Source organism: Ruania alba, from assembly GCF_900105765.1.
In the GTDB taxonomy this organism is placed as follows: Bacteria; Actinomycetota; Actinomycetes; order Actinomycetales; family Beutenbergiaceae; genus Ruania; species Ruania alba.
This window is the reverse complement of the sequence record NZ_FNTX01000001.1, coordinates 1,552,888-1,565,143: the sequence shown is the minus strand read 5'-3', so window position 1 is coordinate 1,565,143 and position 12,256 is coordinate 1,552,888. Positions and strand designations below refer to the sequence as shown.

Sequence of the window (12,256 nt, the reverse complement as noted above, 5' to 3'; positions counted from 1 at the left end):
CCTGCGGCGCACCGCCAGCCCTCCATGCTACCCGTTCTGTCACGACCGGGCGTCGACCGGCGCGCAGAGCCCTGGACCGGCTCGTGGGTCAGCTGGGTGTGCAGCCCATCAGCGCCACCAGCTCATCGGTGGCGCGGCGTACGTCGTCGTTGATGATCGTGTGATCGAACTCGGCCGCGGCGGCCAGCTCCACCTGTGCCGTGACCAAGCGCCGCTCACGTTCCTCGGCATCCTCGGTGCCACGTCCCTCGAGCCGGCGCACCAGCTCTTCCCAGCTGGGTGGGGCGAGGAACACGAACTGCGCCTCCGGCATCGTCTGACGCACCTGCCGGGCCCCCTGCAGATCGATCTCCAGCAGCGCCGGACGACCGACAGCGAGCCGATCCTCCACCGGTCCGCGCGGCGTGCCGTAGGAGTTGCGTCCATGCACGACCGCCCACTCGAGGAGTTCGCCGTCACTGACCATCTGGGAGAACTGGTCCGCGTCGAGGAAGTGGTAATGGACGCCGTCGATCTCCCCCGGGCGAGGCGGCCGGGTGGTCGCCGAGACGGAGAGCCAGACATCGGGGTAGCGCGCACGCACATCAGCCGAAACCGTGCCCTTACCGACCGCGGTAGGACCGGCCAGGACCGTCAGACGGGCACGCCGAGGAGTGTCCTCAGCCAAACCGCGCAACCAGCTTGGCAATCTGCTGCGGACCGAGGCCACGCACGCGACGAGACTCCGAGATGCCCACCTCCGTCATCACAGTCCGGGCAGTCACCTTGCCCACGCCCGGCAACGACTCCAGGAGGGAGAGCACCTTCAGCTTGCCGATTGCGTCGTCCTCCTGCCCCTCACTGATCACCTCGGAGAGCTTGCCGCCTGAGTACTTCAGACGGTTCTTCACCTCCGCACGTGTCGCGCGGGCCTCAGCAGCCTTCTCGAGCGCTTTCGCACGCTGCTCGGGCGTGAGTGGAGGAAGAGCCACAGTCGTCACCTCGCCGATCGGGAACGGATAAACACGTATGCCTGGCAACGTAGCGAGCCGCCGGGCGCAAATCAATCACAGCTGCTGGTCGCACCTTCCGCCACGAAGGTCCTGCAGCCCGGCTTGCACACGACGTGCCGCATCAGCAAGGTTCTCACGATCGGGGCCGGCCGACAGAATCTCGCGGGAGCTGGACGGCAGGACGGCACGTTCGGCACCCGCGAACACGGACCGGATCTCGGTGATTCCCGCCCCCTGAGCCCCGAGCCCGGGAGCCAGCATCGGACCTCCCACTGCGGCGAGATCCATCCCCAGATCCCGGGGCGCTGACCCGACCGTGGCACCCACGACCAGCCCCACACTCCCCAGTGGCTCCCCCGCCGCGAGCTCGTCGGCATTGGCCGCGGCAGCCGATGCAGCGATCTGAGCGGCCACGCTCATCCCGTCCCGGTCGCGAGCGTGCTGTACCTGCGCGCCCTCCGGGTTGGACGTCAGCGCCAGCACGAAGACACCTCGCCCGGTACTGCGAGCGTCCGCGATCAACGGGTCCAGCGAGCCGAATCCCAGGTAGGGCGTCACGGTCACCGCGTCACCGGCGAGCGCGGAGTCCTTGCCCACGAAGGCCTGGGCATAGCCCGCCATGGTGCTGCCGATATCGCCACGCTTGGCGTCCACCACGCACACCAGGCCGGCAGCCCGGCACGCGGCCACCGTCTCCTCCAGGGCTGCGACCCCGGCGCTGCCGAACTGCTCGAAGAAGGCGGCCTGGGGCTTGACCACACCCACCACACCGGTGAGTGCCTCCACGGTGCGCAGGGAGAACTCGCGCACCCCGGAGGCGTCCTCGGGTAGACCCCACCGCGCGAGCAGGCTGGTGTGCGGGTCGATCCCCACGCACAACGGGCCGTAGCGGTCCATGGCCGCGGTGAGCCGCCGCCCGAAGGGTTCCGGACCAGCGGCCGTCACGCCGTCTGTCCCACGGTCGCCTGACGGCTGCGCACCACACGCTCCTTGTCGTGATCCTGCAGGGGCCGCACGGAGAACGGACCGCGCCGCAGCGCCTCGATCGCCTGCACCGCCGCGGTGAACTGCTGCATGGTCGTCACGATCGCACGGTCGGCGGCGGTGGTGGCCGCCCGGATGTCGTACCCGTCCGCTCGGGCTCCCTTGCTGCCGGGGGTGTTCAGCACCATGTCCACGCCACCGCTGGTGATCAGGTCGATGATGGTTCCCTCACCGTTCGGACCGGGCCCGTCGGAGGCCTTACGGACCACCTCTGCGGCGATGCCGTTGCGGCGCAGCACGCTCGCTGTGCCGGAGGTGGCCAGAATCCGGAAGCCGAGCTCGACCAGCCGGCTCACCGGCATGGTCAGCGACCGCTTGTCCCGGTCCGCGACCGAGACGAACACCGTGCCACCGGTGGGCAGTCCACCGAACGCAGCCGCTTGCGACTTCGCGAACGCCAGCGGGAAGTCCACGTCGTAACCCATTACCTCACCGGTGGAGCGCATCTCCGGACCGAGCACCGTGTCCACGACCTGCCCGGTGGCCGTCCGGAACCGCTTGAACGGCAGCACGGCCTCCTTCACCGCGAGCGGCGCCTCCAGGTCGGTCACCGAGGCGTCGGTGGCCGGGAGCACTCCCGCGGCGCGCAGATCCGCGATCGACTCGCCGCTCATCAGCAGCGCCGCCGCGCGTGCTAGCGGAACGCCGGTGGCCTTGGCCACGAACGGGACGGTCCGGGACGCGCGCGGGTTCGCCTCGAGCACGTACAGCACGTCGGAAGCGAGAGCGAACTGAATGTTCAGCAGCCCACGCACCCCCACGCCGTCGGCGATCGCTTCGGTGGAGGCGCGGATCCGCGCGATCATCGAGTCCGAGAGCGTCACCGGGGGCAGCACACAGGCCGAGTCCCCGGAGTGGATCCCCGCCTCCTCGATGTGCTCCATCACACCGCCCAGGTACAGTTCGGTGCCGTCGTAGAGCGCGTCCACGTCGATCTCGATGGCCTGGTCCAGGAAGCGGTCCACGAGCACCGGCGCGGGGAGGATCGCGCGTTCGTCGTGCGTGCCGGTCGCGCGGGAGACGTAGTCGACCAGCTGGGACTCGTCGTAGACGATCTCCATGCCGCGCCCACCGAGCACATAGGAGGGGCGCACGAGCACCGGGTAGCCGATCCGGTCGGCGATCTGCTTGGCCTCCACGAGGGTGGTGGCGGTGCCGAAGGCCGGGGCCGGCAGGCCGGCCTGCACGAGAACCTGGCCGAACTGGCCACGGTCCTCGGCGGCGTCGATGGCCGACGGCGGTGTACCCCAGATGGGCAGGCCCGCCTCGGCGAGGCGGTCGGCCAGGCCCAGCGGGGTCTGCCCACCCAGCTGCACGATCACCCCGGCGACCGGCCCGACGGCGAGCTCGGCCTGGTACACCTCGAGGACGTCCTCGAAGGTGAGCGGCTCGAAGTAGAGCCGGTCCGCGGTGTCGTAGTCGGTGGAGACCGTCTCCGGGTTGCAGTTGATCATGACGGTCTCGTAGGTGTCCTTGAGCGCCAGCGCCGCGTGCACGCACGAGTAGTCGAACTCGATGCCCTGCCCGATCCGGTTCGGTCCGGACCCGAGGATGAGCACCGCCGGACGGTCCCGGCCCTCCACCTCGGTCTCGGAGTCGTAGCTGGAGTAGTGGTAGGGGGTGCGGGCCGCGAACTCGGCCGCGCAGGTGTCCACGGTCTTGTACACCGGGCGCAGGTCGTAGGCGTGCCGCACCTCCCGCACGGTGTCCTCCCCCAGCCCGCGGATACCGGCGATCTGCTCGTCGGAGAAGCCGTGCCGCTTGGCGGTGCGGAGCACGTCCGCGGTGAGTGCGGGGGCGGACCGGACCTGCTCGGCCACCTCGTTCAGCAGCTGGAACTGGTCCAGGAACCACGGGTCGATCCAGGTGGCGTCAAACAGTTCAGAGAGCTCGGCACCACCCCGGATCGCGCGCATCAGGTCCAGCATGCGGTGGTCGGTGGGCGTGCGGATCGACTCCAGCAGCGAAGCGGTCTCCTCCGCGTCCGGGGCCGCGGAGGTGAAGTCGAAGCTGGACCCGGCATAGTCGATCGAGCGCATCGCCTTCTGCAGCGCCTCGGTGAAGTTCCGGCCCAGGGCCATCGCCTCCCCCACGCTCTTCATCGTGGTGGTCAGCGTCGGATCGGCGGCCGGGAACTTCTCGAACGCGAACCGCGGCACCTTCACCACCACGTAGTCCAGGGTCGGCTCGAAGGAGGCCGGGGTGGAGGCGGTGATGTCGTTCGGGATCTCGTCCAGGGTGTAGCCGACGGCGAGGCGTGCGGCGATCTTCGCGATCGGGAAGCCGGTGGCCTTCGAGGCGAGCGCCGAGGAGCGGGACACGCGCGGATTCATCTCGATGACCACCACCCGCCCGGTGTCCGGGTGCACGGCGAACTGGATGTTGCAGCCGCCGGTGTCCACGCCCACCTCGCGGATCACCGCGATGCCGACGTCCCGGAGCTTCTGGTACTCCCGGTCGGTGAGGGTCAGCGCGGGAGCCACCGTGGTCGAGTCACCGGTGTGCACCCCCACCGGGTCCACGTTCTCGATGGAGCAGACCACGACGACGTTGTCCGCCTTGTCGCGCATCAACTCGAGCTCGTACTCCTTCCAACCGAGGATCGACTCCTCCAGGAGCACCTCGGTGGTCGGTGAGTAGTGCAGCCCGGCGCCGGCGATCTGGCGGAGGTGCTCCTCGTCGAAGGCGATGCCGGAGCCGAGCCCACCCATGGTGAACGAGGGGCGCACCACCAGCGGGTATCCGAGGTCCTCGACGGCGTCGAGCACCTCCTCCATGGAGTGGCAGATCGAGCTACGGGCCGATTCCGCGCCGCACCGCTCGACCACTCCCTTGAACTGCTCACGGTCCTCGGCGAGGTGGATCGCCTCGATGTTTGCCCCGATCAGCTCCACACCGTGCTCGGCGAGCACCCCGGCCTCGTGCAGCGCAATCGCGGCGTTCAACGCGGTCTGGCCGCCCAGGGTCGGCAGCAGCGCGTCGGGCTTCTCCCGCTCGATGATGCTGGCGACCACCTCGGGCGTGATCGGCTCGACGTAGGTGGCGTCGGCGAACTCGGGGTCGGTCATGATGGTGGCCGGGTTGGAGTTCACCAGGATGACCCGCAGGCCTTCCTCGCGGAGCACCCGGCATGCCTGTGTGCCCGAGTAGTCGAACTCGGCGGCCTGCCCGATGACGATCGGGCCGGACCCGATGACGAGGACGCTGGAGATATCGGAACGGCGGGGCATCAGGCGTTGTCCTTCACAGTGGTGAGCAGGTCGACGAACCGGTCGAACAGGTAGGCGGCGTCGTGCGGCCCGGCGGCCGCCTCGGGGTGGTACTGCACCGAGAACGCCGGGATGTCCAGGCACTGCAGGCCTTCCACGACGTTGTCGTTCAGGCCCACGTGGGAGACGATCACGCGGCCGTAGCGCTCGTCGTGCGGGGCGGTGGTCTCGGCGCCGATCGGGGCGTCGACGGCGAACCCGTGGTTGTGCGCGGTGACCTCGACCTTTCCGGTGGTCACGTCCTGCACCGGCTGGTTGATCCCGCGGTGGCCGTAGCCGAGCTTGTAGGTGCCGAACCCGAGCGCCCGGCCGAGGAGCTGGTTGCCGAAGCAGATCCCGAAGAACGGGATCTTCGCGTCCAGCACACCGCGGAGCACCTCGATGGCGTGCTCGGCGGTCTTCGGGTCCCCGGGGCCGTTGGAAAAGAACACGCCGTCCGCTCCCGTGGCGCGGATGTCGGCGAGCGTGGCCGAGGCCGGCAGCACGTGCACGCGCAGGCCGCGCTCGGCCATGCGCTGCGGTGTCATCGCCTTGATCCCCAGGTCAACGGCGGCGACCACGCCCACCGGCTCCCGCCCGGCGAATTCTCCGGTCGGCTCGACCACGTACGGCTCCGCCGTGGTGACGGCAGCGGAGAGGTCCGCCCCCTCCATCGGCGGTGAGGCGAGTACCTGGTCGAGCAGGTCCTGTTCGGCGCGAGGGCCGGAGGTCTCCGGCAGGGAGTCGCCGGAGAAGATGCCGGCCCGCAGCACCCCGCCTTCGCGCAGATGACGCGTGAGGGCACGCGTGTCCACCTCGGCGATCGAGACGATGCCCTGCGCCTCCAACTCGGCCTCCAGGCTCCGCTCGGAGCGCCAGTTCGAGGCACGGCGGGCAGGGTCACGCAGCACATACCCGGAGACCCAGATCCGATCGGACTCGGCATCCTCGTCGTTGACGCCGGTGTTGCCGATGTGCGGGGCGGTCATCACCACGATCTGCTGGTGGTAGGACGGATCGGTGAGCGTCTCCTGGTAGCCGGTCATCCCGGTGGAGAAGACGATCTCGCCGAACGTGGCGCCACGCGCCCCGTATGCTCGGCCGCGCAGCACGGTGCCGTCCTCGAGCACCAACCACGCGCGGTCGTCGCCGCCCTGGGTAGGAGATGTCGATCCAGAGGGTGAGTGCGTCACGGGCACGGTGTGATCCTTCGTCAGCGGCGGGGTCGTCATGCGGTGGGGGTCCGGTCTCCGGAGCGCTCGACGGGCTCGCCGTCCAGCACGGTGGCTCTGCCGCGGTAGAACGTGGCGCGCACGCTCCCGGGGAGCTCGCGCGCCGCGAACGGCGTGTTCTCGCTGGCCGTGCGCAGCGCGGCGGGGTCCACCGTCCACCGGGCGGTCGGGTCCACCAGGGTCAGGTGGGCGGGCTCGCCGACGGCGATCGGTCGGCCCTGGTCAGCCACGCGCCCGATCCGGGCGGGTGCCGTGGACATGGTGCGTGCCACGTCGGCCCAGTCGAAGTCGCGTGCGTCGTCGTTGACCATCGTCTCGATCACGACCGAGAGCGCGGTCTCCAGTCCGGTCATCCCCATGGCGGCGGCGGCGAACTCGCAGTCCTTGTCCTCGCTGGGGTGCGGGGCATGGTCGGTGGCGACGATATCGATGGTGCCGTCGGCCAGGCCTGTGCGCACCGCGTCGACGTCCTCGGCGGTCCGCAGCGGCGGGTTCACCTTGAACTGCGGGTCGTAGTCGCGGATCTTCTCGTCGGTGAGCACCAGGTGGTGCGGGGTGACCTCAGCGGTCACGTTGATCCCTCGCGCCTTCGCCCACCGCACGATGTCCACCGAGCCGGCGGTGGACAGGTGGCAGATGTGCACCCGCGATCCGACATGTTCGGCAAGCAGCACGTCCCGCGCGACGATCGCCTCCTCGGCCACGGCCGGCCACCCGGTGAGGCCGAGCTCGGCGGAGACGATCCCTTCGTGCATCAGTGCGCCCTCGGTCAGGCGAGGCTCTTGCGCGTGCTGGGCCACCACGCCGTCGAAGGACTTCACGTACTCGAGCGCGCGGCGCATCAGCACCGGGTCGTGCACACAGATGCCGTCATCGGAGAACACACGGACTCGGGCGGCGGACTCGGCCATCGCACCCAGCTCGGCGAGCTGAGTGCCCGCCAGGCCCACGGTGACCGCGCCCACCGGGCGCACCTCGGCCCAGCCGGCGTCCCGGCCCAGCCGCCAGACCTGCTCCACCACACCGGCGGTGTCGGCCACCGGGGTGGTGTTCGCCATCGCGTGCACACAGGTGAAACCGCCGACGGCGGCCGCCCGGGTCCCAGAGGCGACCGTCTCGGCGTCCTCGCGGCCCGGTTCGCGCAGGTGGGTGTGCAGATCGACCAGCCCGGGCAGGGCGATCAGCCCCTCCCCCTCGACGGTGACCAGTTCGGCCACACCGTCGGCGGCAGCTGCAGCGCCGGTACCGATCGCGGCGATAGCGCCATCGGCCAGGAGCAGGTCGGTGGTCGTGCCGTCCGGCAGCGTGGCCCCACGGATGAGGTAGGCGGTCATCGAGAAGTCCTCTCTGTGGTGGAGCTGTCGGCGCCGGCCAGCAGCAGGTACAGCACGGCCATTCGCACGGCGACCCCGTTGGAGACCTGCTCGACGATGGTCGAGTTCGCGGAGTCGGCGGCCTGTGCAGAGATCTCCAGCCCGCGATTCATCGGCCCCGGGTGCATGATCAGGCAGTGGTCGGGCAGCACGGCCAGCCGAGGGGCGTCCAGTCCGTAGCGGCGCGAGTACTCCGCTGCCGAGGGGAAGAACCCACCTCCGGCGGCCGACATCCGTTCGCGTTGCACCCGCAGCATCATCACCGCGTCCGGAGCCACGGCGGTCAGTGTGGCGTCCAGGTGGTACGAGACCTCGCACGGCCAGGTGTGCACCCCGACCGGCAGCAGCGTGGGCGGGGCGACCAGGGTGACCTGTGCACCGAGCGTGTGCAGCAGATCCACGTTCGAGCGCGCCACGCGGGAGTGCAGCACGTCCCCGACGATCACCACCCGCTTACCCTCGAGGCCCATCCCGGTGCCTTCGTCGGGCATCAGGTGGCGGCGCATCGTGAAGGCGTCCAGCAGTGCCTGGGTGGGATGCTGGTGCATCCCGTCCCCGGCGTTGACGACCGGGGCGTCGATCCAGCCGGAGGTCGCCAGCCGTAGCGGCGCTCCGGAGGCCTGATGCCGGATGACCACGGCGTCGGCGCCCATCGCCTGCAGCGTCTGCGCCGTGTCCTTCAGGGACTCCCCCTTGGAGACCGAGGACCCCTTCGCGGCGAAGTTGATCACGTCTGCAGACAGCCGTTTCGCAGCGGCCTCGAACGAGATGCGGGTCCGGGTGGAGTCCTCGAAGAACAGGTTCACCACGGTGAGGCCGCGCAGCGCGGGGAGCTTCTTGATCTCGCGGGACTGCGTGGCCGACATCGTCGCGGCCGTGTCGAGGATGCGGACAGCCTCGTCCTTGCTCAGGTCACCGGCGGAGAGGAGGTGCTTCATGAGAGCACCACCTCGTCGGCGTCATCCAGCTCGGCGAGCCGGACACTGACCCGCTCGCTGCGAGATGTGGGCAGGTTCTTGCCGATGTAGTCGGCGCGGATCGGCAGCTCGCGGTGCCCCCGATCCACCAGCACGGCCAGCTGCACGGCCCGCGGGCGTCCGACGTCGGAGAGGGCGTCCAGCGCGGCACGGACGGTGCGGCCGGAGTAGAGCACGTCGTCGACGAGCACCACCACCGAGTCCTCGAGTCCGGCGGTGGGGATCCGCGTCGGTTCCAGACCGCGGGTGGGCTGGCGGCGCAGGTCGTCCCGGTACATGGTGGGATCAACGGTGCCGACGAGCTCGTCGATCGTGCGGTCACCGCCCTCGGCGGCCAGGATCCGGGTGCCGATCCGGGTGGCCAGCGGTGCGCCGCGCGTCGGAATACCGAGCAGCACGACGTTGTCGGCGCCCTTGTTGCGTTCCACGATCTCGTGTGCGATCCGGGTCAGAGCCCGGGAGATGTCGCTCTCGGTGAGAACTACCGTTCTCGGGGCGCCAGAAGTCACCGGCGGATGCCTCCTTCTCCGCCTCACGGGACGGGATTAAAGGGTTGCGTGCCGAGTGACCACTCTAGCGGTCACCGGGAGGTCCGGCGCCCTCGCCCCGCCCGGATGTGCCGAAGACCACGTCAGGGTCGATCACGGAGGCGAGCAGCCCGACCAGTGCCTCGGGTGCGGCCGTGCTGTCCATCGCCTCCAGAGTGGCCAGCACCGGTGCCATCTCGTCGGGGAGGCCGTCAGCGGCCACCCGCCCGACCAGGTCAGGATCGGGCGGTCGCGGTGACAACCCGCGCACCTCGTCAGCGCCGGCACGCAGCGCGGCCACCAGGTCCCGGGTGACATGGTCGGTCACCGGCGTCAACGTCAGGTGCGCAGTCCGCGGAAGCGTCGTGCCGTCCTCCTGCCGGAACGCCGGCTGCGCCTGGAGCAGGAAGCCGCGCCGTCGCACCGCGTCCACCAGGGCGAACGGGTCCACCTGGTGGGCGGGTGCCCGATCCGGATCGGCCGCCACGGCGAGCAGGGCGGCAGCGGGGCGACCCACCACGGACAGGCCGCTGATCCCGCTGAGCGCCTTGCGCACGGCCGCAGTAGCGTGGGCGGTCTGCTGCACGAGCTCGGCATACCCGGAGGTGCCGAGTGCGCGGGTCACCGCCCAGGCGGCGGCGAGCGAGGTGGCCGAGCGGGAACCGAGCACAGTCGGGTTCACCACTGGATAGCCGGGCCACTCGGTGGTGGCGTAGTACTGCGCCCGATGCCGGTCCCGGCCGCGGTAGAGCACCACCGAGGCTCCCTTGGGGGCGTAGCCGTACTTGTGCAGGTCGGTGGAGATCGAGGTGACCCCAGGAACGGCAAAATCCCACACCTGCTCCTGGCCGGGCCACCACGGCAGCAGCCAGCCGCCGACGCAGGCGTCCACGTGCAGGGGGACGTCGCGTTCGGCGAGCGCGGGGGCCACCTCAGCGATCGGGTCCATGGTGCCGAACGGATAGTTCGGTGCACTCAGCACCACCAGCGCCGTGGATTCCCCGACGGCGGAGAGCATGGCCTGGGCGTCCACCGCACCAGTGCTGGGGTCGACCGGGACGTCGGTGCGCGTGAGGCCGAGATAGTGCGCCGCCTTGCGGAACGCCGGGTGCGCGGTGCTCGGCAGGACGAGGTGGGGCATGCCGGCCTCCGGGTCGCCCTGATGGGCTGCGACCCAGCGGTCCCGCGCGGACTTCACGGCGAGCAGGCAGGACTCCGTGCCCCCCGAGGTGACCGAGCCGACCACAGTCTCGTCGCCGTGCAGCACCGCACGTGTGAAGGCGACCAGCTCACGTTCGAGCACCGCCACCGAGGCGAACGTAGTCGGATCCAGTCCATTCACCGGCAGGAACATCGTCGCCGCCCGTGCGGCGAGCTCGTCCAGCTCGGGTCGGCCGTGGTCGTAGACGTAGGAGAGCACCCGCCCACCGTGCGTCGGCGGGTCGGTGGCCCGGATCTGGGTGAGCGCGTCCAGCACGGACGCCGATGACTGCGGCTCGATCATGAGGTCTCCCCATCGGTGAGACGGTAACGGGACAGTGGAATCAGCGAGCAGAGGGCCAGTGCGGCCGGGAGCACGCTGAAGATGAGGACTACGCCCAGCAGGGCGCTCGCGGGTTGGGGCAGCGGGGCGCCACCGGTGCGGGAGACGAAGCCACTCACCGCCAGCACCACGAGGGCGAGTGTGGGTCCTAGGGCGAGGCCACCCGTCTCCCCTGCTGTCCAGATCCCGGCAATCACCCCGGCACGTTCGGGTCCGTCCTCGCGCACGGCCCGGTCCGCTGCGATGACGTCCGGCAGCATCGCCAGCGGGTAGAGCTGCATCCCGGCATAGGCGATGCCGGCGAGTCCGACGGCGGCATACACCCACCACCCCACGTGCACGCTCATCAGCGTCAGCGATGCGGTGGCTGCGGCGAACAACACCGTGCTGGCGACGAACGCGGTCCGCTTGCCAATCCGGTCGGCCACCCGGCGCGCGGGCACCATCACCAGCAGCGCCGGTGCCACGAGCGCCACGAACAGGAACGTGACGGCGGACTCCTCACCCAGCACGTAGGTCGCCACGTACTGGGCCGCGGCGAGCATCGCCCCGGTGGCCAGCGCTTGCAGCACGAAGGTGCTCAGCAGTGCGCGCAGCGGGGCCGACTCGCGGAGCGCGGCCAGTCCCGCCCGGGCCGCCCCCGGTGCGGGTGCGGCCCCGGCCACCTGCCGCGGCTGTGTTCGTGCTCCGGCTCGACCGGCGCCGAGCGCGGCCACCAGCATGCCGACGCCCATCACGAGCCCGCACACCACCGCCATCACCAGGTATCCGGTGCGTCCGGACCCCGCCGCGTCGCGCACCATCGGCCCACCCGCACCGAACGCGAGGATCGCCAGCGCGAGCACCGCGATCCGGGGAGCCAGCAGGCGGGTGCGCGCCTGCGGCGTGTGCGCCAGCTCGGCCGGAAGAGCGATGTAGGGCACCTGGAACAACGAGAAGGCGGTGGTGGCGAGCAGGAAGGCTGCGACCACCCAGGCGGCAGCGGGCACCCCGGTGCCCGGCGCTGCGAACAGCAGTACGAACGCCACCGGCAGCGTGAGTGCCCCGGCGAGCATGAACGCAGTTCGCGAGCCCCGCCGTCGGGCACTGGTATCACTGAGGCGACCCACGAACGGGTCCACCAGCACGTCCCACACCTTCGGCACGGTGACCATCAGCGAGGCGATCCCAGCACCGATGCCGAGCGTGTCGGTCAGGTAGTAGCTGAGGACCAGCCCCGGCAGGGTGCCGAACCCACCGGTACCGACCGAGCCGATCGCATAACTCGTCCGCACCCCGCGCGGCAGCGTACCGACGGCGGGTGCGGACGGGGAGGCCACG

General features: G+C 70.4%; 10 protein-coding genes. All 10 read right to left on the bottom strand.

Annotation, left to right across the window (positions count from 1 at the left end; translation table 11 throughout):
* Window positions 1-88: 88 nt before the first annotated feature.
* Window positions 89-628 carry a guanylate kinase gene (gene gmk, locus BLU77_RS07180; RefSeq protein ID WP_217632411.1) on the bottom strand — a complete coding sequence of 180 codons (540 nt, stop codon included), beginning with the start codon at window positions 626-628 and terminating at the stop codon, window positions 89-91.
* Window positions 629-659: 31 nt separating this feature from the next.
* Complete coding sequence (gene mihF / locus BLU77_RS07175) at window positions 660-971, bottom strand: integration host factor, actinobacterial type (protein WP_089772305.1); 312 nt, start codon at window positions 969-971, stop codon at window positions 660-662.
* 75 nt (window positions 972-1,046) lie between these two features.
* A complete protein-coding gene (gene pyrF, locus BLU77_RS07170) occupies window positions 1,047-1,937 on the bottom strand; it encodes an orotidine-5'-phosphate decarboxylase (RefSeq protein WP_281242057.1) in 891 nt (296 codons plus the stop codon).
* Window positions 1,934-5,266, bottom strand: a complete 3,333-nt coding sequence (gene carB, locus BLU77_RS07165) for a carbamoyl-phosphate synthase large subunit (RefSeq protein WP_089772304.1) — start codon at window positions 5,264-5,266, stop codon at window positions 1,934-1,936. Before carB ends, pyrF begins: the two co-directional genes overlap by 4 nt.
* Complete coding sequence (gene carA / locus BLU77_RS07160; RefSeq protein WP_089772303.1) at window positions 5,266-6,516, bottom strand: glutamine-hydrolyzing carbamoyl-phosphate synthase small subunit; 1,251 nt, start codon at window positions 6,514-6,516, stop codon at window positions 5,266-5,268. Before carA ends, carB begins: the two co-directional genes overlap by 1 nt.
* Window positions 6,513-7,850 (bottom strand): dihydroorotase, encoded by a 1,338-nt coding sequence (locus BLU77_RS07155; RefSeq protein ID WP_089772302.1) that lies wholly within the window; start codon window positions 7,848-7,850, stop codon window positions 6,513-6,515. The genes carA and BLU77_RS07155 overlap by 4 nt, the downstream gene beginning before the upstream one ends.
* A complete protein-coding gene (locus BLU77_RS07150) occupies window positions 7,847-8,827 on the bottom strand; it encodes an aspartate carbamoyltransferase catalytic subunit (protein WP_089772301.1) in 981 nt (326 codons plus the stop codon). The genes BLU77_RS07155 and BLU77_RS07150 overlap by 4 nt, the downstream gene beginning before the upstream one ends.
* Window positions 8,824-9,375: a bifunctional pyr operon transcriptional regulator/uracil phosphoribosyltransferase PyrR gene (gene pyrR / locus BLU77_RS07145; RefSeq protein ID WP_139177649.1), complete on the bottom strand. Its 552-nt coding sequence runs from the start codon at window positions 9,373-9,375 to the stop codon at window positions 8,824-8,826. Before pyrR ends, BLU77_RS07150 begins: the two co-directional genes overlap by 4 nt.
* Window positions 9,376-9,439: 64 nt before the next feature.
* Window positions 9,440-10,897, bottom strand: coding sequence for a pyridoxal phosphate-dependent decarboxylase family protein (locus BLU77_RS07140; RefSeq protein ID WP_089772299.1), 1,458 nt, complete (start codon window positions 10,895-10,897; stop codon window positions 9,440-9,442).
* Window positions 10,894-12,255 carry an MFS transporter gene (locus BLU77_RS07135; RefSeq protein WP_245708708.1) on the bottom strand — a complete coding sequence of 454 codons (1,362 nt, stop codon included), beginning with the start codon at window positions 12,253-12,255 and terminating at the stop codon, window positions 10,894-10,896. The genes BLU77_RS07140 and BLU77_RS07135 overlap by 4 nt, the downstream gene beginning before the upstream one ends.
* Between the last annotated feature and the right edge of the window lies 1 nt (window position 12,256).